Consider the following 24606-nt stretch of genomic DNA (forward strand, 5'->3'; position numbering starts at 1 on the left):
AAGCGGTGCCTTCCGTTTCCGGAGACACCGCCCTCATTCTATAATAAAAGACCTGTTATATTAAGCCTCTACATCCCAATTCTCGGCAACCATACGTTTGTAGCTACGCAGACGCCATTTAGCGTTCTCCTCGGCGGCGGCAAACAACTCAGCGGCCTCAGCCGGATATTGTTTAGCTACGGAAGCGAAACGAACCTCACCCTTCAAGAAGTCTTGGAACTTGCTCCAATCCGGCTCCTTGCTATCCAAGGTGAACGGATTCTTGCCCTCTGCCTCCAAAGCCGGGTTGTAACGCCACAAGTGCCAGTAACCGCATGCTACGGCTTCTTTCTCCTCAGCTTGCGACTTACCCATACCCTTCTTCAAACCGTGGTTGATACAAGGAGCGTAAGCGATGATCAAGGAAGGACCGTCGTAAGCCTCGGCCTCGCGGATCGCCTTCAATGTCTGGGCTTGGTCGGCGCCCATAGCGATCTGAGCCACATATACGTAACCATAAGTAGTAGCCATCAAGCCAAGGTCTTTCTTACGTACCCTCTTACCGGAAGCGGCGAACTTAGCGATAGCGCCCACCGGAGTAGCCTTCGAGGACTGACCACCCGTGTTAGAGTAAACCTCGGTATCCAATACCATGATATTTACGTTCTTGCCGGAAGCGATCACGTGATCCAAACCACCGTAACCGATATCGTAAGAAGCACCGTCACCACCGATAATCCATTGAGAACGTTTTACCAAGAAGTGAGACAATTCCTTGATCTGAGCGCAAACCGGACAACCCTCCTTGATGCCTTGCTCAACGAATGCCATGATTTGCGGAGCCAATTCCTTCGTCTTCTCGGCGTCGTTCTGGTTAGCGATCCAAGCGGCGGCTATTTCTTTCGCCTCAGCCGGAGCATGCTCGCCCACGGTGATCTGTTGCAACAAGCCTTCCAGACGTTTACGCATCTTCTCGTTCGCCAATTCCATACCCAAGCCGAACTCGCAGAAGTCCTCGAACAAAGAGTTTGCCCAAGCAGGACCTTGACCCTTCTCGTTCGTTGTATAAGGAGTGGAAGGAACAGAACCGGAGTAGATAGAAGAACATCCGGTAGCGTTAGCCACCATCTCGCGGTCGCCGAACAACTGGGTGATCAACTTCACGTACGGAGTCTCGCCACAACCGGAGCAAGCGCCTGAGAATTCAAACAACGGAGTAGCGAACTGTGAGTTCTTCACGTTAGACTTGATGTCTACCAAGTTTTGCTTAGAAGAAACGTTAGCCACGCAGTAGTTCCAGTTATCGGCCTCAGCCAACTGGCCTTCCAGCGGAACCATAGACAAAGCCTTGTTGCCCTTGAATCCCGGACAGATATCGGCGCAGTTACCGCAACCCAGACAGTCGAGAACGTCTACCTGCATACGGAACTTCATACCCTTCATAGCGGCTGGAGCCTTCACGTCCAACATAGCGAAGCTAGCGCCCTTCTGCTCCTCGTCGTTCAATACGAACGGACGGATAGAAGCGTGAGGACAAACGTAAGCGCATTGGTTACACTGGATACAGTTCGCCTCATTCCAAACCGGAACGAAAGCGGCCACGCCACGTTTCTCGTATTTAGCGGTTCCTTGCGCCCAAGTACCATCCTCGATGCCCTTGAATGCGGAAACCTTCAATAAGTCGCCATCCTGAGCGTTGATCGGACGAACTACCTCGTTGATGAAAGCGGGATCGTTGTTTACGACAGCCTCATCATCCGGAAGGTTAGCCCAAGCGGGATCAACCGTCAATTGGTTGTACTCGCCACCCCGGTCTACAGCCGCGTAGTTCTTGTTAACCACGTCCTCGCCCTTCTTACCGTAAGACTTAACGATGAATTTCTTCATCTGCTCGATAGCCAAGTCTACAGGGATAACACCCGTGATACGGAAGAAAGCGGACTGGAGGATCGTATTGGTACGGTTACCTAAACCGATCTCCAAGGCGATCTGTGTAGCGTTGATATAATATACAGTGATATTCTTCTGAGCGAAGTAACGTTTTACCTTATTAGGCAAGTGCTTAGCCAACTCCTCGGCGCCCCAAACGGTATTCAACAAGAAGGTACCGTTCTCACGCAAACCACGAGTCACGTCGTACATGCGCAAATAAGCCTGAACGTGGCAAGCCACGAAGTTCGGGGTATTCACCAAATAAGTAGAACGGATCGGATGATCACCGAAACGTAAGTGAGAACAAGTGAAACCACCGGATTTCTTAGAGTCGTAAGAGAAATAAGCCTGACAGTATTTATCCGTGTTATCACCGATAATCTTCACCGAGTTCTTGTTAGCGCCTACCGTACCGTCGGCACCCAAACCGTAGAACTTAGCCTCGAACATACCCTCACCGCCCAAGGCGATCTCTTCCTTCTGAGGCAGAGAAGTGAAAGTAACGTCATCCACGATACCGATCGTGAACTGGTTCTTCGGCATCGGCAACGCCAAGTTCTCGAATACGGACAGGATCTGAGCCGGAGTCGTATCCTTAGAACCCAGACCATAACGGCCACCTACGATAACCGGAGCATCCTCCTGACCATAGAAGCAGTCTTTTACGTCCAGATACAACGGCTCACCGTTAGCACCCGGCTCTTTCGTGCGATCCAATACGGCGATACGCTTAGCGGTCTTAGGCACGGCAGCCAAGAAATGCTTAGCGGAGAACGGACGATACAAGTGAACGGATACCAAACCTACCTTCTCGCCCTTAGCGATCAAGTGATCGATAGCCTCACGAGCGGCCTCCGTAACAGAACCCATGGCGATGATCACGCGCTCAGCGTCCTCAGCTCCGTAATAATCGAACAAACCGTATTTACGGCCCGTGATCTTGGAGATCTCGTTCATATATTCTTCTACGATAGCGGGAACCGCCTCGTAGTACGTGTTGGAAGATTCTCTGTGTTGGAAGAAATGATCCGGGTTCTCGGCCATACCGCGAGCGACCGGTCTCTCCGGGTTCAAGGCACGGGCACGGAACTCAGCCAAGGCCTTCTGGTCGATAAGCGGAGCCAAGTCCTCATTCTCCAAAGCCTCGATCTTCTGGATCTCGTGAGAGGTACGGAAACCGTCGAAGAAGTTCACGAACGGCACACGAGACTTGATCGTAGCCAAGTGAGCTACACCGGCCAAGTCCATAACCTCCTGTACGGAACCCTCGGCCAACATGGCGAAACCTGTCTGACGGGCAGACATCACGTCTTGATGGTCACCGAAGATACACAACGCATGAGAAGCCAATGTACGAGCGGATACGTGGAAAACGCAAGGAAGCAATTCACCGGCGATCTTGTACATATTAGGGATCATAAGCAACAAACCTTGAGAAGCAGTGTAGGTTGTTGTCAAGGCACCAGCTTGCAATGAACCGTGAACAGCACCTGCGGCACCACCCTCTGATTGCATTTCCTGTACCATTACAGTCTCGCCGAAAATATTCTTACGTCCGGCTGCAGCCCATTCATCTACATATTCAGCCATTGTAGACGACGGAGTGATGGGGTAAATCGCGGCTACCTCGCTGAACATATACGAGATATGAGCAGCGGCCTGATTACCATCACAGGTTAAAAATTTCTTCTGTTTTGTCATAGACCTATAAAACTATTAGTATTAAAAAATATCCTTACTTAATATAAAAAACCGAACAACCAAAGCGGGATCATGTTCCCCTCCCCGATCTCGGTCTTATCGACAGCATAGTACATATCCGGATTGTTCTTCACTTTCATGTTTTCCTCGATCCGGAAATTATACATCGTATTCACCAGAAAGTGGGCGTTCTTGATTCCTTCATTCAGCTTATTGTCTTTCAATAGTTGGTTATAAAAGAACGACTCACGCACCGCCCCGGCATTTACCTCCATCGGACGGATGGGGTACATCAGGTTCGAGTTATACATATATACCTTGGAGGGTTTCTTCGGAAAGGATTCGCCCACCGGATACAGCATATTCATCAAACGGGCATCTGTCAAATACTTGATATAGTTCATCACGGTGGCCCGGGATGTCTCGATATCCTTGCTCAACTGACTCACGTTTGGGGTACAAGGAGCGCTCGTAGCCAATAAGTAGAGTAGTTTGCGTAGCTTTGGCAGGTAGCTTTGTTCGATTTGTTTTATGTATAACACGTCCACCTCTAGCATCATGTTCATGGTCTTCAGCAGGTTCTCGGAGAAGTTGCGCTTTTCCAAGAAGAACGGATAAAAACCATGATGTAGATAATCTTGGAAATAAGCCATCGGCCTTACGACCGAGCAAATACGTTTGGCGATTTCCTGATGATTCTCTAATACCTCATCGAACGTGTACGCGGGAAACTGGTTCCCCGACATCAAATTCAAGAACTCACGGAACGAGAACCCCCTGAGGTTATACGATACCACCTTGCCGGACAGGTCCGGATTCTCCTCTTTCAGACGCATCACCGACGAACCGGAGAAAACGATCTTCAAGTCCTCGAAATTATCATAGCAATACCGCAACTCTCTCGACCAATCGGAATACTTAAACACTTGGTCTATCAACAACACCTTTCCGCCTTTAGCCCGAAACTCGGCGGCGAAATCAACGAGTGTGCGTTCCGTAAAATAGAAATGATTTAAATTAATGTATAAGCATTCCTTATTATCGGCACCAAAATATTCACGGGCATAGTCTAACAAGAAAGTGGTCTTTCCGACTCCTCGCGAACCTTTAATACCGATCAACCGATCCTCCCAATTGATCTCATCCATTAATCCCCTTCGTACCGGAGAATACAGATGCTCTACCAGATATTTATGTGTTTTAAAGAATGCTTCCACCTACATAATTGGTAATTGAAAATTTGGAATTACCGATGCAAAGATAAACATCTTTTCTCATTTGCAATGCGGAGATTGCAATTTTATTGCAAAAAGTAAAGTTCAAACTAACAATTGCCTATCAACGTATTCTGTCTCGTAAAGACGGAGCGCACTCCAGTCCTTACGAAACAAAAGATATTATTCAATGATCGAGATCCATCCGTAAGTATCCGGCTCGTCGCCATACTGGATGGCACGTAGCTTATGATATAGTTTCTCGCAAACAGGACCCGGTTTGCCATCTTTGGCGATAACAAAAGATTTGTTCTCATCCAAATCGTCGATTTGTGAGATCGGGGCGATAACCGCAGCGGTACCACACTCGGCAGCCTCGTCGAACGTAGCGATCTCCTCGAAAGGAACCGGACGACGCTCTACCGTCAAGCCCATATCCTCGGCCAATTGCTGCAAGCTCTTGTTCGTGATCGAGGGCAAGATCGAGTGGGATTGCGGAGTGATATAGCTATTGCCACGGATTCCGAAGAAGTTAGCCGGACCGCACTCATCCAGATATTTCTTCTCTTTCGGATCCAGATACAATACGGCGGCGTATCCCTTGGAATGAGCGATCTCGCCAGCTACCAAGCTAGCGGCATAGTTACCACCCACCTTGATCGTACCTGTCCCGTTAGGAGCCGCACGGTCGTACTCACGAAGCACGCACACCTTCGAGGGCTGGAATCCACCCTTGAAATACGGACCTACCGGAGTGACAAATATCATAAACATATATTCGGGAGCCGGCTTCACACCCACCTGAGCGCCCAAGCCGATCATCAACGGACGAATATATAAAGCGGCACCGCTCTCATAAGGAGGAACAAAACGCTCGTTCAATTTCACGACCTTACGTACAGCTTCCTCGAACATCTCTACAGGCAACTCAGCCATCTTGATACCCCGGCTGGAAGATTGCATACGTTTAGCGTTCTCATCCATACGGAATACACGGATCTTACCGTCTTTTCCACGGAAGGCCTTCAAACCCTCGAAAGACTCTTGTCCGTAATGCAAGCAAGTAGCGGCCATGTGAATATTGATAATCTCGGATGAAGAAACTTCCAACTCACCCCATTTGCCGTCACGATAGTAGCATCTTACATTGTAGTCTGTCTTGATATAACCAAATCCCAGCTCAGACCAATTTAAATTTTCCATATCTATACAATTTGCTGTAATTAGTTTAAAATTAACAAATTACACTGTTAATAATATCGCTCAAAAGCAAAAACGCCCATAGCCGTCGCTATGGGAGATTTTGTGTACCGCAAATATACGCTAATTTATATATAGTTCGGCCTATAAACTAAAAAAAGCAAACGGAAGGCCACGGCTTTTTCATTTAACATTTCGTTAAAGTGGGGTTTCTTGTAAATTTTAACATGCGCTTTTGTTTTCGGTGGAAGGATTCCGGAAAACACGTACGACCTTTCCGGAAAACACGTACGACTTTTTCCAAAAACATGTACGTGTTTTCGCAGAAAGATTATCCTGTTTTTAATTACTGATTATCAGATTCTTATACACAATTTTCTCTCGTAAACTTATTGTGCGGAATTTCACTTGAGATTCATGCATTCCGGCCTGCCGAAACGGATGGGTAAATGAAAGAGCCGTGGCATGGATATATACAAATAGCGGATTAAAATCTATGTTACCAAGATTTTTGCTACATTCGCGTCAAAAATAATTAAAATATGAAAGTCATTGATCTGATAAGGGATAGTAAGAGTACCGCTTTTTCTTTCGAGATATTACCGCCGCTGAAAGGTAACAGTATCCAGAAGGTGTATAATGTAATTGACAAGTTGAAGGAATTCGACCCTAAATACATAAATATCACCTCCCACCATAGCGAGTTCGTCTATAAAACCTTACCAGACGGAAGTTTCCAGAAAGTAAACATCCGTAAACGTCCGGGCTCCGTAGCGATCGCTTCGGCTATCCAGAATAAATACGGTATTCCTGCCGTACCCCATATTATATGTAAAGGCTTTACGAAAGACGAGACGGAATACGCTTTGATCGATTTGAACTTCCTTGGCGTAAACAACCTCTTAATATTAAGGGGAGATATAAAGACCTTAGAGGCCTCCCAGCAAAACCCGGAGTTATACCACGATCATGCGACTGATTTACAGCAGCAGGTAAATCATTTCAACGAAGGTATCGCGTTAGACGGTTCCAAGATAGACGGTATAGAGACTCCCTTCTCGTACGGCATGGCTTGCTATCCGGAGAAGCACGAGGAAGCGCCCAATATGGAATCTGATATCTATTATTTAAAGGAGAAAGTAAAAAATGGCGCTGAATATCTGGTAACCCAAATGTTCTTCGATAATAAAAAATATTATGCGTTCGTGGACCGTTGCCGTGCGGAAGGCATCACGGTTCCCATCATCCCCGGTATCAAACCGATCGTTTTCAAGAACCAATTAACGGTTCTTCCGAAGATATTCCGTGCGGATATCCCGGAGCCTTTCGCAACAGAATTACGTAAATGTAAAGATGATGCGGAAGCGAAAGAGGTGGGTGTGGAATGGTGTATACAGCAGTGCAAGGATCTGATCGTTCATGGTGTACCGAGCTTACATTTCTACACAATGATGGCCTCGGATAGCGTTTACAAAATAGCGAAAGAAATTTATTGAAATACAATAGGGGTTTTTGTACGCTGAGTTGTCTAATAGAAGTACACGATTGAACAATCATGTACTAAGTATGGTTATTTTTAAAATTCTAAGGTAATGAAATACATATTCTTTATTGGACTTGACTTGGTATTGTATCCGTTCTTAGTTTTACTCTACATATGTCAATTGATATTTACAAAACCTCGCGCTTTTTGATATCTGAATACTTTTCCGTAACTTCGTTCATTATTCTATAGAAAAGGAAATATCTCATGTATTTTAAAGATATCATCGGGCAAGAGGAAGTGAAGGAACGGTTGAGACAATCGGCTCGGACGGGGATCGTACCCCATGCACAGTTATTCACAGAGCAAGGGGGAGCCGGGGCGTTTCCGCTGGCTTTGGCTTACGCCCGTTATCTGAATTGTACGAACCGGACGGACACGGACGCTTGTGGACGTTGCCCGTCATGCCTCAAATATGACGAATTGGCACATCCCGATTTACATTTTGTATTCCCGATCGTAGCCAAGAAAGAGAAAAAGAAAGAGGTCTGCGATGATTATCTCAGTGAATGGCGTGGGTTCCTCAAAGAACATCCCTATTTCAATATGGATGAATGGCTGGATTATATCGAGGCCGGAAACTCACAAGCCATCATCTATTCCAAGGAAAGCGATGAGATTATCCATAAACTGAGCCTAAAGATTTATGAGGCGGAATATCGTATCTTGATAGTTTGGTTGCCGGAGAAACTGCATCCTACTTGTGCCAATAAGCTTCTGAAAATCATAGAGGAGCCTCCTATGAGAACGGTTATTCTTATGGTATCCGAGACTCCGGATCTTATCCTCGGGACCATCCAATCCCGTGCGCAACGCATCCACATCCGTCCCATTGAGACCGATGCGATCATGAATGCCATGATATCCCGTTTCGGGCTTTCGCCCGACGACGCTAAACACGTCGCTCACCTCTCCTCCGGAAGTTTTATCAAGGCGATGGAGGCGATTAGCTTGGGCGAGGAAAATAAATTCTTTCTGGAGCAATTCAAGGCCATGATGCGAAACTCATGGGCACGAAACGTAAAAGGCATGAAAGCGATGGCAGACGTCATGGCAGGGATCGGACGGGAGCGACAGAAGAACTTCCTCTCCTATTGCCAGCATTTGATCCGGGAGAACTTCATGTACCGGTTCCAATCACCCGAACTTAATTATATGAATCTAGACGAGGCAAGCTTCTCTGTTAAGTTCTCACCTTTCGTGAACGAACGAAACGTGATCGATTTGATGGAAGAATTGGCGAAAGCGGAACGCCATATCACACAGAACGTGAATGCCAAGATGGTCTTTTTTGATTTATCCTTACGAATTACCGTACTAATCAAAAGATAAGTCTTCAGATTTTCTTGTTACGCCAATTTCCTTTCCACAGATAGAAGAAAGAAGAAAGGATCATGATATTATATACATACTCCGTAGTCCAGCAAACCGCCACGTCCGCACGCAACCATACAGCGACATACAATATATATAATACGTACACGAATATGCTAGCCATATCGATTTCCAGCGCACGTCGGGTATTGCCTGTTCCCGATACGCTAAAGAAATAAATAAAACCGGGAACGGCAAAGAGATAAGAGGACAGCATCACCCACAGCGAGGGGATCGAGCTAGCGATCAAATCCGGGTTATCCGTATAAATACGCAATACGGTAGACGGGAACATAGCGATCAAGATACCGATCGGTAGCACGAACGCATAGCATAGCCCGATCATCCTCCAGCAAAGCGGAAGCACCCGGTCCGACTCCCCGGCGCCGATCAAGTTACTTACCAGCGAGCTGTTCGTGGAGGCGAAAGCATTCACGAACATAAACAGGAACGAGGAGATGCTACGTACCACATTCGTAATCGCCAACGGCCGCTCACCCAGATGCTCCATAGCGATAAAGAAGATAAACCATCCCCCAAAAGCGATCCCATGCTGGATCATCACCCAGATAGAGACACTCAGTATTTGTCCCAGCATCCTAAAATCCACTCTCGTAAAACGGAACAGACCATATTTTTTATAATCTATCTTCTTCCAAGTATAAATCACGAAGAACAATACGGAAACAGCTTCCGAGATCGAGGAAGCGATAGCGGCACCCGCTATCCCCAAAGCGGGGAACCCGAACTTACCGAATATCAAGATATAGTTCAAGACCACGTTGGTAAGCACCATCACCACCGAATTGGCCGTCAAGATCTTCGTATTCGTCGTACTCACGTAAAACGCACGGAACATCACCGCTATAAAAGAGAAGAAGAACCCGTACACCCGCCAGTCCAGATAGCTCATCGTCGCTCGATACACCTCTTCCGAACCGATCATCCGGTGGAGCAGATGGGGCGTAAGCAGATTAGAGGCCGTAAACAACACCGCCGCCAGCAAAAAAAGGAATAGCCCGCCTTGCGTGAAAACCTCGCCGATCCGTTTATACTCCCCCTCACCGTTACGACGTGCCATCAGCACCTGAGCGCCTACACTGAAACCAAAGCCCAGCATATAAATCACAAGATAATAGACTCCTGCCAAGGCGGAGGCACCTAGCTCGACCTCGCCGACACGTCCCAGATAAGCGGTATCCGTCAATCCGATCATATGCTCCATGAGCAAGCTGATTAATACCGGATACGTGATCTTTAGAATTTGTTTGTTCGTATATCGCATGATGAATCTTAAATAAAAGGGAGGCAAAGGTAGTAATAAGATGCCAGTCACACAATATTACCCCATGCGATCCGTTTCTTATCATATTACATTATTATACGAAGAGATATGGTTACAAAACTCATCATGGCCTGTATTTTGTCCGCTACGCTATTGAGCTGCAACGGGCAAAACACAAATACGATCAACTACGCTACCGTCGAACCCCTGCATATCAATCGTTTTGACAAGGATTTATTCCGGCTGATCGATACGGAAGATACCACCTTGCAACCCGAACTAATCAAACAATACCCGGAAATGCTGGATATCATCGGGAAAGGCATATTAAACCTGCAAACCATCGAGACTCCCGGCTTCTTCGAGAAAATGCGGAATTATTACTCGGAGCCTACCTTGAAAGGCTTGTATCGTGACGCTATCACCCAATATGATTCCGTGGAGGATATCGAGAAATCCTTGGGATACGGATTCGCCTATCTAAAGGAGAATTTCCCCTCGATGCAGATCCCTGCTATCTATATGCATGTATCCGGTTTCAACCAGAACGTATTGGTAGGCGATAGCCTGCTTTCCCTTTCCATCGATAAGTATATGGGAAAGGACTATCCCTTGTACCAAGATTTCTTCTATGACTCCCAGAAATTGAAAATGCAACGTGGACTCGTAGTCCCGGATTATCTGGCGGGGTGGCTCATGTCCGAATATCCTTTCGCGGGAAAAGAGAACGTATTGCTGGACCGGATGATTTACGAGGGAAAAATCAAATACCTGCTCTCGCAAGCCCTAGGCGTTCCCGATGCCGCCGAGCTAATGGGATACACCGAACAGGCCTACAACTGGTGCAAGGACAACGAAGGAACAATCTGGAAAGCAATCATCGAGCGCAAGCATCTTTATACCCCGGATCAACTGACAACTTCCCAGTATTTCGAGGATACCCCGGCCATTTTCCCCGAGAACGACGCTCCCGGGAATATCGGGACTTGGATAGGCTGGCAGATCATCAACCAGTACATGAAGGAGACGGGATCTACCCCGGAGGCGTTGATGCAAAACAACGACGCCCAAGAAATCCTAACCGCCTCAAAGTACAAACCCCTATAAACAGGAAAACCGCCCTATTCTCACGAACAAGACGGATAACCTAATCTAACTTAATTCTAATACCATGAAAAACACTATATCTTAATAACAAGGCTTTTTAAAAAAGGTTCAATGGAATGAGATTTTAAACCTCTTATTTACCTTGGTTGTTGTAACAGGAAACGAAAACAAGGTGAGTCCGATGGATAATGATCTCTTAGATATAACAAAATTGAGGCGCTGGCGGATCTGGAAATTGAAACTTATTGACGCCAGACTTTATTTTGTAAGCATTTTCGTGGGATTGCTGACCGGGTTGGTAGCGGTACCTTATCACTATCTGCTCCAGCAGTTATTCAATAGCCGGAAACTTTTTTTCGACGGTCATTACCCTTGGTATTTCCATGTCTTGTTCTTCTTCACGCTATGGGGTATATTGCTTTGCGTGAATTGGATGGTCAAGAAGATGCCGCTGATTACCGGTGGGGGCATTCCCCAGACACGGGCGGTTATCAATGGCAGGATCACTTATAAAAACCCATTGACACAATTAATCGCCAAGTTCACGGGAGGGATATTAGCGATCAGCGCCGGCCTGTCCCTTGGTCGTGAGGGGCCGTGCGTACAGATCGGATCTTACGTGGGGAATATCATTTCCAAATGGGGACACGTATTGGCTGGAGAGCGCAAGCAACTTTTGGCCGCCGGCGCAGGTGCCGGATTGGCCGCCGCTTTCGCCGCTCCCCTCGCTTCCTCACTTTTGGTGATCGAGTCCATCGAACGGTTCGACGCTCCCAAGACCGCCATTACCACCTTGCTGGCAGGGGTCGTGGCGGGAGGCGTAGCGAGCTTGATTTTCCCCTTCAACCCCTACTCGCAGATTAGCGCAATTGCCCCGCAGGCTACTTTTATAGATCAACTGAAGTTGTTCTTATTTCTGGCCGTGGTTATTTCCGTCTTCGGGAAAATTTACTCGATGTTTACCCTTTGGTGCAAGGATTTCTTTACCAGACTGAAGCATCCTCCTTATATGAAGATGTTGTACCTGCTTATCATAGCGTATACGATCTCATTGACGGAGATCGACTTGACAGGAGGAGGCGAGCAATTCCTTATCATGCAAGCGATGCATGGATATCACCCCGTTTTATGGATAGCGGCGATGATGCTCATCCACTTGATATTCACGTCTCTCTCTTTCTCCTCCGGACTGCCGGGAGGGAATTTCATCCCTACACTAGTTACCGGGGGATTGTTCGGGCAGATCATCGCCTTATTATTGGTGAAGTATGGTTTCATTGAAACGGAGAGCATCAGCTATATCATGTTAATCAGCATGGTAGGTTTCTTGGTGGCGGTAGTCCGGACACCACTGACGGGTATCGTCTTGATTACGGAGATAACCGGGCATCTGGATGTATTCTACCCCTCTATCATTGTCGGCGGGCTTACGTATTACTTCACGGAAATGCTACAGATAAAGCCCTTTAACGTGGTTCTCTACGACGAGATGATCTCGACTCCAGCCTTCCGTACCGAAGGGCGTTCCAGCCTGTTCGTAGAGATCATGACAGGTGCCTATTTCGACGGGAAGGAGGTAGATCACCTCACCCTCCCCCAACGTTGTATCATCAAGACTATTCACCGGGATCGCAAGGACTTGGCTCCCGCCGGACAGACCCTTATCCCCGGTGATCAAGTAGAGATCGAGATCGATTCGCAGGATATCGAGAAGCTGTATGAGCCGCTGATTAGCATGGCGAACATCTATTAATCGCAGACCTGCCAATCGCCTCGAAAAGAAATGCCACACCAAGAATCCCCCGGTGTGGCACATCAACAAAACGCTACATTATCAGAAGTTATATTGAGCGGAAACATTAAGTCGGTTGGCGTGGCGGGTCATATCGTTGAAATCGGTACGCCAGCCTCTCAAGTACTCGGCGCCGACTTGCAGATTAGCGTTCACGTTCCAGAAAATGTTGGCTACCAAGTATTGACCGTAGCGGTATTGATCCGACGGGGTAACCGGGTAATCATTCTCGCTGTATAAACGAGTCTGGCTATAGGTGCTGGAGACGAATACCTTCGGCGTGATATTATACTGCAAGCCAGCGTACCAACCCATCATCGGAAGCACTTGCATCTTACCTTTGGCCTCGGGGTCTGGAACCAGATCCACGTCCAGATTACTGATATCATTCAAGAACTGGCTGATACCCCGGCCGTAAGTAGCCTGACCGTAGAAGTTCAGCTTGCTCGTCACATTGAACGTAGAGGCGGCAAACACGCCCCATCCGGCCTTAGACTCGGCCCGTTGCGCCACCAAGTTCTCGTACGTCATATTACGTACGATACCAGCTACACGGATATGGCTGCTCTTATTCCAAGCGTATTGGATATAGGCAGGGAAGTTCGGCATACGTTGGTTACTGATATTCACGCTTTGGTTCGTGATGCCATCCACCACTGGCATCTCGATACCTACACCCGCTTTCCATCCCTTACCGAAAGCACGCTCATAGCGTAACAGGGTGGCACGGCTGAAAACCTGTCCGGCAGGCCCCGCATAATCGATCGAGGGCGGAAGGGCGGCCAGATCCATGAAGGTACTATAATCGTAACCCATCGTGAAACCAAGGAAAGACACATAGGCGTTCTGGAGCTCGAAGACCTTGCTGCCTCCCCGGAAGTTACCCGCCGTATACACGACGAAATCCCCGAGGTGTTTGGTACGACCCACTAATTTCAAAAATATCGTACTGGTAGTAGCGTCCATCTGGAACTGGTTACGGACGTAGTTCTGCCCACCATTCGGGATCATGGACGGATAGAAATCGACATCATCCGAAATCCCGCCGAAATCATACTCCGCCGTAGCCTTCACGTAACCGCCGATACCCAAGGCGAAACGTCCCTTACGATCGGTCAATACGAAGCGGGGGGCTTTCGGGTCGTGGAAACGAGGGCTCTGCGTCTCATTCATTATCCTCACGATTTCATCACCTGCCTTGTCTTGGCTGACAAGGACTATCGAATTTGGCACGTCATCCTCGATGACCACCTTTTGAGCCTTAGCGGGAGCCGATAAGAATCCCATACCTAGCAGTAATACTGCTCCTTGTACAAATAGTCTCATAAATGTGTTTTGTTTAGATTAATTACCTACCTTGAACAAGGCTATAAAGAAAAGGTTCTGATTTTAACAACCCTACGAGCACTTTTTCCACCCTATTGCCCGTTCAAAAAATATTCATATATTTGCGGAATATATTACTTGGGATGAGAAGATTTTTATTGTTCATACTCGCTGTTCTTTACCTCGGGGTTTCCTCCGGGTTTGCGCTGAATTACCATTATTGTATGGGTAAGTTGGCGGAAGTGAGTTTGCAGTATCTTGACACTTGCCCCAGTTGCGGTGAGGCGGGCACGTCCCATAAGTGCTGCTCTACCGAGACGGAATATGTTAAGTTATCCGTCGATCAGGATGTGGCGAATACGCTCGTGCAATTGTCCGCTCCTGTCGCTGTAGTTTTGTTGTTCGATCTACTCGACTCCTATAAGATCGCCGGGCGAGACGAGACAACACGTTCCAATCCCTTTATTAATCCACCCAAGGAGAATAGCGCTATCCCGTTATTCGTCCATCATTGTACTTTTTTGATTTAGCGTATAGGCTTCCTTTTTAAAAGGCGATTTACGTCTGTTTACGCACGAGTACCGGCGTAATCTATTGCGAGTACTGGAGTAATCCACCGCAAGTACTGGAGTAATCCATTGCAAATACTGGAGTAATCCATTGCGAGTACTGGCGTAAAGCATCACGAGTACTCATGTGATCGCTTGCCTTCAAAGACGAACAAATAAGCGTTCTCATATGTTTTCAAATCATAAAAGCTCATTCAAATGTTAAATAGAATCATTCGTTACTTCCTTGAGAACAGGGTGGTAACCTTACTTTTACTAGTGCTGATTATCGTATGGGGCATCTCCACGTCTCCCTTCAATTGGCACGGGGGGATCATTCCCCGGAATCCGATTCCGGTAGATGCCATCCCCGACATCGGCGATAACCAGCAGATCGTGGCCACAGAATGGATGGGCCGCTCGCCGAAGGATATACAGGACCAGATCACTTATCCGCTGACCACCTCTCTTTTAGGTATCCCGGGAGTGAAGACGATCCGTAGTTCCTCCATGTTCGGGATGTCCTTCATATACATCATCTTCGATGACGATATAGAGTTCTACTGGAGCCGTTCCCGTATATTGGAGAAGCTGAACTCCCTGCCTCCGGGAACTTTGCCGGAAGGCGTGCAGCCTACCTTGGGACCGGACGCTACCGCCCTCGGGCAGATCTATTGGTATACGCTGGAAGGACGGGACCCCAAGACCGGTAAACCTACCGGAGGCTGGAACGCCGAGGAGTTGCGTACGATACAGGATTTCTACGTCAAGTACACCTTATCCTCCGCCGAGGGGGTATCCGAGGTTGCCTCGGCGGGCGGTTTCGTGAAGGAGTACCAGATCGAGTTGAACCCGGATGCCATGTACGCCTTCAACGTCTCCGTGATGGATATCATGAGCGCCATCAAGAAGAGCAACCTCGATATCGGCGCCGAGACGATGGAGATCAACAAGGTGGAGTACCTGATCCGGGGCTTGGGGTATATCAAGAATGTAAAAGATATAGAGAATGCCGTCATCACCGTTCGGGAAGGCGTACCGGTTCGCATATCGGACGTGGCGTTCGTGAATATCGGTCCGGGAACCCGACGGGGAGGGCTGGACAAGGAGGGTGTGGAGGCCGTGGGCGGAGTGGTCGTAGCCCGCTATGGCTCCAACCCATTGGAGGTTATCAATAACGTAAAGGCGAAGATCAAGGAGATGGAACCGGGATTGCCCCAGAAGGTACTGGCGGACGGGACGGTCTCCAAGGTAACCGTCGTGCCGTTCTACGACCGTACGGGGCTTATCAAGGAGACGATCGGGACGTTGGAGACCGCCCTCTCCCACGAAATATTGATCTGCGTGATCGTTATCATCGTGCTGGTGCTCAATCTGAGGGCCTCTATCGTTATCGCCAGCATGCTACCGATAGCGGTGCTCGCCACGTTCATCATCATGCGTTATACGGGGATAGCGGCGAATATCGTGGCTTTATCGGGTATAGCGATCGCCATTGGCGTGATGGTGGATGTAGGGGTCGTCTTCGTGGAAAGTATCATCCGTTACCGGGAGATGCCCGAGAACAGACATATACAGGGGGGAAAGGCGTTTGTCAACCTTATTTATAAGGCGGTAAGCGAGGTGTCCGGGGCAATCAGCACAGCGATGATCACGACGATCGTCAGCTTCCTCCCCGTCTTCACCATGGAGGCGCAGGAAGGGAAGATGTTCTCGCCTTTGGCCTATACCAAGACATATGCTTTGGCTTCCGCCTTCGTGCTGGGATTGATCTTGCTTCCTTCCCTATCGTATTGGTTATTCTCGATAAAGATCCATTCAAGGCAGATACGGAAAATACTGAATTACCTGTTGATCGTGGCCGGAATCGCCTTACTTATTATTTATGGAAGTATTCCGGCTATCGGGCTAACGGCAGTCGGGGTGAATAATCTATTGTCCGGTTATTGGAAGAAGCCTCAAATGAGCACTTATATCAATATCGGTATCACCCTCTTTGTCACGATCTATTACCTATCCGAGGAATGGTTGCCGATGGGGCCGCAAAAAGGGATGCTCGCCAATATATTGTTCGTGGCGGGTTGCGTAGCCATCATCCTAAGCATCCTGTGGCTGCTCGTTATTTATTATGAGAGGATATTGCGCTGGTGCTTGGATAACCGCTGGAAATTCATGTTGATTCCGGGAGCTACTATCGTATTCGGTTTCTGGATATGGAGAGGCATCGGACAGGAGTTTATGCCTAGCCTGAACGAAGGTTCTTTCCTACTGATGCCGACTAGCATGCCGCATTCCGGTATCGAGCAAAACCTTGATTATATAGAGGCGCTCGACAAACGGCTGGCCTCTATCCCCGAGGTGGAGACCGCCATCGGTAAATGGGGCCGTGTAAACTCCGCCCTCGATCCAGCGCCGGTACAGATGTTCGAGAATACGATCAACTACCGTCCGGAATATATCCTGAATGAGGACGGGAAAAGGGAACGTTTCAAGGTAAACCGGCAAGGGGAGTATCTCCTAAAAGATGGAGGCGTATATAACCCCAAAGACGGTTTCCGGCTGATTCCCTCAGACAGCCTGATCCCAGACGCTAAAGGCGATTACTTCCGCCAATGGCGACCGGAGATCAAGAACACGAACGATATCTGGCAACAGATCGTGAACGTCACCCATCTTCCGGGATTGACTTCCGCCCCGAAGCTGCAGCCTATCGAGGCCCGTCTCGTCATGTTATCCACCGGTATGCGTGCCCCGATGGGTATCAAGGTGTATGGCCCGGATCTGGAGACGATCGAGAAAGCCGGAAAGGCGATCGAGAAGGCATTGAAAGAGGTACCCTCCGTTATCCCCTCTTCCGTATTTTACGACCGTGCGGTAGGCGCCCCTTATCTGGAGATCGAACTGAACCGTGAGAATATGGCCCGTTACGGCGTAAACGTGGAGGACTTGCAAGAGATATTAAGTGCCGCTGTCGGTGGCATGGTACTGACCCGCACCGTGGAAGGCAGGGAACGTTTCCCGGTGCGCCTACGCTACGCTCGTGAGCTTCGAGATAATCCGGAGGCGCTAGGTATGATCCTCGTACCGACCGCCACTGGGGCGCAAGTCCCGCTTAAAGAGCTAGCCGATATCAACTATACCCGTGGAGCGCAGATGATCCAAAGCGAGAACACTTTCTTGGTAGGCTACGTCATCTTCGACAAACTGGCGGGGAAGGCGGAAGTGGATGTCGTGAAAGAGGCTTCCCGCATCCTTGAGCAACAGATAAAGGAGGGCGAGTTGAACCTTGATCCCGGCGTATCCTATAAGTTCGCCGGCAATTACGAGCAGCAGGAGCGTGCCACCAGCCGGCTGATGATCGTCGTTCCCCTCGCCTTGTTGATCGTCCTGCTGGTTCTATACTTTCAATTCAAGACGGTCACTGCCTCACTGATCCATTTCTCCGGGGTGTTCGTGGCCTTCGCCGGAGGTTTTATCTTGCTATGGCTTTACGGACAGGATTGGTTCATGAACTTCTCCATCGCCGGAGAGAATATGCGGGATCTTTTCCAGATGCACACGATCAATCTGAGCGTGGCAGTCTGGGTCGGTTTCATCGCCTTGTTCGGTGTGGCTACGGATGATGGGGTATTGATGGGAACCTACATCCATCATGTATTCCTCGAGCGAGACCCCCGCACCAAGCACGATATCCGGGAAGCGGTAGTAGCCGCCGGACTGAAACGGGTACGCCCAGCGGCCATGACTACAGCCACTACCCTGATCGCTTTACTCCCCGTACTTACCTCTACCGGTAAGGGGGCGGATATCATGGTACCGATGGCTATCCCTACGTTCGGAGGCATGCTGATCCAGAGTATGACCATGTTTGTCGTTCCCGTCCTGCAATGCTGGTGGCGGGAGAACGCTATAAAGAAAGAACAAAAGAATAAAATTCAAGAGGAGGTAACGACTTATGAGATATAAAAGAATCAGATCAATCATCATGGCAGGTGTACTGGGGATGCTAAACGTCCTTTTCGCTTACTCCCAGCCGGCCGATAGTTTAGGCTATTATCTGGAACTGGCGGCACGTAACAATCCGCAGATCAACGCCGACTTCTCCCTGTATAAGGCATCTTTGGAGAAAGTCCCGCAAGCCGGAGCCTATCCGGACCCGGAACTGGAGATCGGTTTCTTCCTGAAACCGATGGAGATCTTGTCCGGAAAGCAAATAGCGGATTTCACCTTGATGCAAATGTTCCCTTGGTTCGGTACCCGGAAGGCGGCCCGCAACGAGGCGACCGAGATGGCCCGGATGGCTTACGAACAATTCCGTAACAGTCGCAACAACCTGTATTACGAGGTGAAGAGTCAATGGTACCAGCTTTGCAATATCAGCGAGCAATATAAAAATACGCAGGCGAACCTTCGTCTGCTAGACCAGTTGGAACAGTTGGCATTGAACCGCTTCTCCGCTCCGTCGGCGAAGGCGGGCGGTTCCTCCGTCCTACCCTCCCCCGTATCTTCTGCTCCATCGACTCCTCCCGCCGTATCCGGTGGAGGTATGTCGGGTATGGGAGGCAGTAGCATGGGAAGCCCTACGGTACAAAGCACGGGAGCATCCGGTAGTACGATGTCCGGAATGTCCGGCGGTAGCCCTATGGGTGGAGGCTCTATGGGAAGTGGCAACTCCATGGGCGGAATGTCGGACGTACTGCGAATCCAGATGGAGAAGGTAGAACTGGAGAATACGCTAGCCTCCTTGTTATCGCAACGGAAAACGGCCGAGGCTGCTTTTAATACGTTGCTCAATCAGTCGCTAGCTACCCCGATTTCCGTCCCCGACTCGTTGGAACGGCTTCCTCTCTCATGGAGTGAGTCGATGGCTCTTGACAGCGTCATCTCCAACAACCCCATGCTTACCATGCTGGAGGCGGAAGGAAACGCTTACCGGGCCAAGGCGGAGATGGACAAGAAAATGAGTTACCCCATGCTAGGTATCGGCCTCCAGTATTCCTTGATCGGGAAGAAACCGGAAGATATGTCTATGGGCTCTATGTCCGGTATGAACGGAAAGGATATGTTCATGCCCATGCTAAAGATCAGCCTTCCTATCTTCCGTAAGAAATATAACGCACAGCAACGGGAAAGCAAGCATTATTGGAAATCCAGCGAGTTGAAGTACGAGAACACGATGAACCAACTGCAAGCCGAGTATATCCGTATTACCCAGCAATTGGAAGATGCCGCACGGAAAATCGATTTGTACCAGAAACAATACGATCTATCGTTGGCCACCTACCAACTGATCGTCCGGGAATTCTCGACAGGAAGAACGACCTTGACCGACGTGATCCAAGTGGAGCGACAAATGTTGGACTATCACTTGAAGAAAAGCGAAGCGATAGCGGAATATAATACCCAAATCGCCGGAATCGAGAAATTAATATCCACCTCTGTAAACGAATAAGAAAATGAAAAATATAAATGAAACCGTAAAATCCAAGTACCTGATATATATCCTGTTCCTAGCGGGCGGCCTCTTGTTGGGCTGGCTCCTGTTCCATAACTCCGATACCGACAGCCATACGTCACAAGCGAGCGAGACCGGCACGGAAGTTCACGCCCCTACGCATGGCCACGACCTCCAACAGAACGAGGCCGGCGAGTGGACTTGTTCCATGCATCCCCAAATTCGCCAAGACAAGCCGGGTAAATGCCCTATCTGCGCCATGGATTTGATCCCTGTACGTAAGAGCTCCTTCTCCGACAAGGCCATCGATCCCAACGCCATTCAGCTTTCGGAAGAAGCAGCAGCCTTAGCGGACGTACAAACCTCCAAGGTATCCCGCCAGAATCCGGTCAAGCAAGTCCGTTTATACGGCAAGATCGTACCGGACGAGCGTAGCCTGCAATCTCAAACAGCCCATGTAAGCGGACGCATCGAGAGCTTGAACGTTGATTTCACGGGTGAGACGGTGCGTGCCGGACAGACCCTCGCTACCCTCTACTCCCCAGAGCTTTTCACCGCTCAGCAAGAATTGTTGGAAGCGATCCGCATGGGACAATCTCAATTGATACAGGCCGCCCGTGAAAAACTATATTTATGGAAGATGACAGATGCCCAGATCGCCGCTATCGAGAAGTCCGGCTCTATCTCCCCGGTTGTAGAGATCAAGTCGAACACGAGCGGTATCGTCCTGTCCAAGCGGGTAAGCCAAGGTGATTATGTATCCCAAGGAGCTATCCTTTTCGACGTGGCGAACCTCACGAAGGTATGGACCTTGTTCGACGCTTTCGAGGTGGATCTCCCTTTCCTTAGCAAAGGTGATCCGGTGGAATTTACCTTGCAAGCGCTACCCGGCAAGAAGTTCTCGGGTAAGATCTCTTTCATCGACCCGATCTTGAACACGACGACCCGTACCGCCAAGGTCCGTGTAGAGGTACCGAACGCCTCTTTGGAGCTCAAGCCCGAGATGTACGCCACGGCAAACGTAAGCGCCCCGCTCCGCAACTATAAGAACGAGATCGTCGTACCGCAAACCGCTGTGCTCTGGACGGGTAAACGTGCTATCGTGTACGTAAAGCAACCGGATACGAATACCCCCGCTTTCTTGATGCGTGAGGTGGAGCTAGGCCCTTCCCTTGGTAACTCTTATGTTATCTTGAATGGCTTGCGAGAAGGTGAGGAAATCGTAACCAACGGAGTCTTCGCCATAGACGCCAGCGCACAGCTGGAGGGAAAAACTTCCATGATGAATAACGGCGACGAGCCCGCCAAGCCTATGACTGGGCATGAGGGGCATATGATGCATGCGCAAAGCGTCACGGGGGTAGCCTCCGAGCATGCCATGTTCGGTGTCAAAGGCTCTTGCGATATGTGCAAGGAACGTATCGAGAAAGCGGCAAAAGGGGTAAATGGTGTGTTATCCGCTCATTGGGACAAAGATACCCAGATGATCCATCTCCAGTACGATCCCCAAAAGACCTCCCCGAAAGCGATCAGCAAGGCGATCGCTAAAGTAGGCCATGACACGGATATGGATAAGGCGGATAAAGCCGTATATGATAAGCTACCGGCTTGTTGCCACTATAGATAAAGTATTGGACATTCGGGGGTGTGTCAAAAGTGTGAACATGGCACGCAGATAACGCTGATTGAGCAGATGACCGCAGATTTATGATATGAAAATCAATATATTATCTGCGTAAATCTGCTAAATCTGCGTGCCATAATACCAACTTTTAACACACCCTCCTTATTAGTAAAGATTCCAACGAAAAGAAGCGACTGCTTTAGCGGGAACCTCGTAGGTAAACGAACGTTCGCCACTGTTTACCGTTATATTTTTAGTCCCGTCCGTATTATTTAGTAATACGAGCGCTTCCGTTCCATCTAAATTCTCGAAGGCGGAATACATAATCCCATCAGCCGTATACCCTTTAGAGCCGATCCGTACTGCCCCCGGTTTCACCACAGAGGATAAATGACCGATAATATAATAATGAGAATTCCGGGTAATCGTCTTATAATCCGAGCGATCGATATCCACGGCACCATAACAAGTCTGGCAACCACCCTCTCGGTTCGGTCCCCGCTCGTTGTCCAGCATCAAGTTCCATACGATAACTGCCTTACACCAGTTATTCACCGTACCCAAGGCCGTCTCCTCCATATCTTCCATCAAGCGTTTCTCTAAGTTACGTCCATCATTCCACATGCCGATAGAAGTTTCCGTAAATATTAATTCTTTATCGGGGAACTTGCCGTTTACGTTATTCAACTCCTCCCGGTCGCCCCCGTAATTATGGTAAGCGGCACCTGTCAGGAAAGAAGCGGCATTCTCATCCTCGTAGATTTTCATCGGATAGCCTTGCTGCTCCAACATATTATCGTAATTGTAATTATGGTCGAAAGCGTAGATCTTCGTCTTGAGGCCAGTCTCTTTCAGTTTAGGGCCTAGAGCGTCACGCACGAAAGAGAGTTGCTCCTCCCATCCCATAAATAAGGAAGCGGAATTTCCTTGGTTCAAAGGTTCGTTTTGGGGAGTTATCGCCTCGATAGGAATCCCCTCGGCCTCCATCGCCTGTATCCATTTCACGAAATAGGTAGCGTAATCTTGATAATAGGCGGGATTCAGCTGTCCGCTAGTCCACGACTCGAACGGGCGCAAATCCTTTAAGTTATCCACCTTCATCCATCTTGGACAAGTCCAAGGCGATCCCAAGATTTTTATAGAAGGGCTGATCGCCAAGATCTCCTTCAAGATCGGTATCACATACTCCTTCTCCTCGCTCTGCAAGGCGAAATTCTCGACACCCTTCGTGTCACAACAAGTATACTCACTTAAAGAAAAGTCCGAGCAGCCAATCGAGATACGGATATAGCTATACCCCATCCCCTCCGTATCAGAGAAAGTCTCTTTCAGGAAAGCTGTCCGATCCTCGGGAGCCATCCGCATCAAGTTATAGCAGGTAGAGCCTGTCACGGCGGCGCCAAAGCCATCCATCGTCTGATAGCGCACCGAAGGGTCTATCGTTATCACGGAAGGCGAGGCGGCTTGTTTGTCCCCCAAGGCGATCTCACTTCTCACGAAATCTTTCGCACGATCGTTTGTCGTGACATACACCGTTACATTGTCCGAGGTCTTCGCTCCAGAACATGCGTTCAAGCAAATCAAGACCATTAATAAAGAAAAGAGAACCATACGTATTAAATTAAATAGTTTATCGAATTACCGGGTTTCTGAACCTTTCAAGATCGCATTCACGTGATTCTTTAAGATGTGGAAGGCAGGAGCGGCCATCGATCCATGATCATATCCGTCCAACTCATAGATATAAGTATTCTTATGTCCGGCCACTTTCATCATACGCCAAAAATAGGCGTTCTCCTCATAGCGGCCCAGCATCTCCATCTCCCGGTCGCCCGAGACGATAATCAATGGAGGAGCGTCAGGACGTACGTAAAACAAAGGGGCGAACTCGTCGATACTCGGTTGGGTATCTTTTATCCCCTTCGCCTGCCGATAAGCGAAATGGCTGATCGCATGACCGCTGAAAGGGATTAATGCGGCGATGGAATCAGCATCTATCCGGTACTTAGTCAACCACTTCTTATCCAGTCCGACCATATTTGTTAAATAACCTCCAGCGGAATGACCTGAGACAAAGATTTTACGCCTATCCCCACCATACTTCTCAATTTCGCTGAATGTCCAAGCGACAGCGGCGGCGGCATCATCGATACAATCGCTCAACGTGGCTTTGGGTAGCAGACGGTAATTTACGGCGATAACGGCTAATCCGCAGTTCTTCAATTCCTTCGGGATGAATTTGCTACCTCCCGACAAGCCGCCTCCGTGAAACCAGACTACCGTAGGGAAGTCTTTTGCGTTCTCGGGATAATAAAGATCCAATTTACAACGTTCCACCGCATATGGATTTTTCGATTGGGTATAAGAGATATCTCTGACTATTTTATAGTCTTGATCTTGCGCCGCAAGGATATTACAGATAAACAGACTAAATAGAAATAAATAGATTTTCTTCATGATATTAGATAATAGATTTAATACATCAAATTTAATATAAAAAAAGGAGTCACCCCTTACGGACTGACT

15 protein-coding genes are annotated in these 24606 nt (G+C 48.6%); 8 read left to right on the top strand and 7 right to left on the bottom strand.

Features of this window, described 5'->3' with window-relative positions:
- Nucleotides 1-60 precede the first annotated feature (60 nt).
- From nifJ to DWX84_RS12525, 3 genes are all read right to left on the bottom strand, one after another.
- On the bottom strand, nucleotides 61-3612 hold the full coding sequence (nifJ, locus tag DWX84_RS12515; protein ID WP_121961065.1) for a pyruvate:ferredoxin (flavodoxin) oxidoreductase: 3552 nt from the start codon (nucleotides 3610-3612) through the stop codon (nucleotides 61-63).
- A gap of 38 nt (nucleotides 3613-3650) precedes the next feature.
- The gene (locus tag DWX84_RS12520; protein ID WP_048928364.1) at nucleotides 3651-4829 is read right to left on the bottom strand and encodes an ATP-binding protein; all 1179 of its coding nucleotides are present in this window, start codon (nucleotides 4827-4829) and stop codon (nucleotides 3651-3653) included.
- A 180-nt stretch (nucleotides 4830-5009) separates the two neighbouring features.
- On the bottom strand, nucleotides 5010-6029 hold the full coding sequence (locus DWX84_RS12525) for a branched-chain amino acid aminotransferase (RefSeq protein ID WP_005858291.1): 1020 nt from the start codon (nucleotides 6027-6029) through the stop codon (nucleotides 5010-5012).
- Between the two features lie 539 nt (nucleotides 6030-6568).
- On the opposite strand from DWX84_RS12525, the gene metF reads away from it, so the two are divergent.
- Nucleotides 6569-7522: a methylenetetrahydrofolate reductase [NAD(P)H] gene (metF, locus tag DWX84_RS12530; protein WP_005866130.1), complete on the top strand. Its 954-nt coding sequence runs from the start codon at nucleotides 6569-6571 to the stop codon at nucleotides 7520-7522.
- Nucleotides 7523-7776: 254 nt separating this feature from the next.
- Nucleotides 7777-8901, top strand: a complete 1125-nt coding sequence (locus DWX84_RS12535; protein ID WP_048928363.1) for a DNA polymerase III subunit delta — start codon at nucleotides 7777-7779, stop codon at nucleotides 8899-8901.
- A 4-nt stretch (nucleotides 8902-8905) separates the two neighbouring features.
- Here the strand turns inward: DWX84_RS12535 and DWX84_RS12540 are convergent, their stop codons facing one another.
- The gene (locus tag DWX84_RS12540; protein ID WP_048928362.1) at nucleotides 8906-10228 is read right to left on the bottom strand and encodes an MATE family efflux transporter; all 1323 of its coding nucleotides are present in this window, start codon (nucleotides 10226-10228) and stop codon (nucleotides 8906-8908) included.
- A gap of 108 nt (nucleotides 10229-10336) precedes the next feature.
- On the opposite strand from DWX84_RS12540, the gene DWX84_RS12545 reads away from it, so the two are divergent.
- Both DWX84_RS12545 and DWX84_RS12550 read left to right on the top strand, forming a co-directional pair.
- On the top strand, nucleotides 10337-11335 hold the full coding sequence (locus DWX84_RS12545) for a hypothetical protein (protein WP_008778107.1): 999 nt from the start codon (nucleotides 10337-10339) through the stop codon (nucleotides 11333-11335).
- A 181-nt stretch (nucleotides 11336-11516) separates the two neighbouring features.
- The gene (locus tag DWX84_RS12550) at nucleotides 11517-13088 is read left to right on the top strand and encodes a ClC family H(+)/Cl(-) exchange transporter (protein WP_005866120.1); all 1572 of its coding nucleotides are present in this window, start codon (nucleotides 11517-11519) and stop codon (nucleotides 13086-13088) included.
- An 81-nt stretch (nucleotides 13089-13169) separates the two neighbouring features.
- Here the strand turns inward: DWX84_RS12550 and DWX84_RS12555 are convergent, their stop codons facing one another.
- The gene (locus tag DWX84_RS12555; RefSeq protein ID WP_005866118.1) at nucleotides 13170-14453 is read right to left on the bottom strand and encodes a DcaP family trimeric outer membrane transporter; all 1284 of its coding nucleotides are present in this window, start codon (nucleotides 14451-14453) and stop codon (nucleotides 13170-13172) included.
- 143 nt (nucleotides 14454-14596) lie between these two features.
- On the opposite strand from DWX84_RS12555, the gene DWX84_RS12560 reads away from it, so the two are divergent.
- The 4 genes from DWX84_RS12560 (at nucleotide 14597) to DWX84_RS12575 (ending at nucleotide 22083) form a co-directional block, all read left to right on the top strand.
- Nucleotides 14597-14983: a hypothetical protein gene (locus DWX84_RS12560; protein ID WP_005858311.1), complete on the top strand. Its 387-nt coding sequence runs from the start codon at nucleotides 14597-14599 to the stop codon at nucleotides 14981-14983.
- A gap of 237 nt (nucleotides 14984-15220) precedes the next feature.
- Nucleotides 15221-18967, top strand: coding sequence for an efflux RND transporter permease subunit (locus DWX84_RS12565; protein ID WP_048928361.1), 3747 nt, complete (start codon nucleotides 15221-15223; stop codon nucleotides 18965-18967).
- Nucleotides 18968-18986: 19 nt separating this feature from the next.
- Entirely contained in the window at nucleotides 18987-20453 is a 1467-nt protein-coding gene (locus DWX84_RS12570) for a TolC family protein (protein ID WP_227713799.1), read from the top strand.
- A gap of 4 nt (nucleotides 20454-20457) precedes the next feature.
- Nucleotides 20458-22083 carry an efflux RND transporter periplasmic adaptor subunit gene (locus tag DWX84_RS12575; RefSeq protein WP_048928359.1) on the top strand — a complete coding sequence of 542 codons (1626 nt, stop codon included), beginning with the start codon at nucleotides 20458-20460 and terminating at the stop codon, nucleotides 22081-22083.
- Nucleotides 22084-22245: 162 nt separating this feature from the next.
- On the opposite strand, the gene DWX84_RS12580 is transcribed toward DWX84_RS12575, so the two are convergent.
- Nucleotides 22246-23691 (bottom strand): glycoside hydrolase family 30 beta sandwich domain-containing protein, encoded by a 1446-nt coding sequence (locus tag DWX84_RS12580; RefSeq protein WP_048928358.1) that lies wholly within the window; start codon nucleotides 23689-23691, stop codon nucleotides 22246-22248.
- Nucleotides 23692-23718: 27 nt separating this feature from the next.
- Nucleotides 23719-24537 carry an alpha/beta hydrolase gene (locus DWX84_RS12585; protein WP_121961066.1) on the bottom strand — a complete coding sequence of 273 codons (819 nt, stop codon included), beginning with the start codon at nucleotides 24535-24537 and terminating at the stop codon, nucleotides 23719-23721.
- Between the last annotated feature and the right edge of the window lie 69 nt (nucleotides 24538-24606).

It is taken from the genome of Parabacteroides sp. AF21-43 (genome assembly GCF_003635435.1).
Lineage (GTDB): Bacteria > Bacteroidota > Bacteroidia > Bacteroidales > Tannerellaceae > Parabacteroides > Parabacteroides distasonis.

Coding starts and splice junctions, on each gene's coding strand:
- DWX84_RS12545 (WP_008778107.1), top strand. CDS start 10,337: ATGGTTACAAAACTCATCATGGCCTGTATTTTGTCCGCTACGCTATTG.
- DWX84_RS12560 (WP_005858311.1), top strand. CDS start 14,597: ATGAGAAGATTTTTATTGTTCATACTCGCTGTTCTTTACCTCGGGGTT.
- DWX84_RS12525 (WP_005858291.1), bottom strand. CDS start 6,029: ATGGAAAATTTAAATTGGTCTGAGCTGGGATTTGGTTATATCAAGACA.
- DWX84_RS12575 (WP_048928359.1), top strand. CDS start 20,458: ATGAAAAATATAAATGAAACCGTAAAATCCAAGTACCTGATATATATC.
- DWX84_RS12580 (WP_048928358.1), bottom strand. CDS start 23,691: ATGGTTCTCTTTTCTTTATTAATGGTCTTGATTTGCTTGAACGCATGT.
- metF (WP_005866130.1), top strand. CDS start 6,569: ATGAAAGTCATTGATCTGATAAGGGATAGTAAGAGTACCGCTTTTTCT.
- nifJ (WP_121961065.1), bottom strand. CDS start 3,612: ATGACAAAACAGAAGAAATTTTTAACCTGTGATGGTAATCAGGCCGCT.
- DWX84_RS12550 (WP_005866120.1), top strand. CDS start 11,517: ATGGATAATGATCTCTTAGATATAACAAAATTGAGGCGCTGGCGGATC.
- DWX84_RS12555 (WP_005866118.1), bottom strand. CDS start 14,453: ATGAGACTATTTGTACAAGGAGCAGTATTACTGCTAGGTATGGGATTC.
- DWX84_RS12570 (WP_227713799.1), top strand. CDS start 18,987: ATGGCAGGTGTACTGGGGATGCTAAACGTCCTTTTCGCTTACTCCCAG.
- DWX84_RS12535 (WP_048928363.1), top strand. CDS start 7,777: ATGTATTTTAAAGATATCATCGGGCAAGAGGAAGTGAAGGAACGGTTG.
- DWX84_RS12540 (WP_048928362.1), bottom strand. CDS start 10,228: ATGCGATATACGAACAAACAAATTCTAAAGATCACGTATCCGGTATTA.
- DWX84_RS12585 (WP_121961066.1), bottom strand. CDS start 24,537: ATGAAGAAAATCTATTTATTTCTATTTAGTCTGTTTATCTGTAATATC.
- DWX84_RS12565 (WP_048928361.1), top strand. CDS start 15,221: ATGTTAAATAGAATCATTCGTTACTTCCTTGAGAACAGGGTGGTAACC.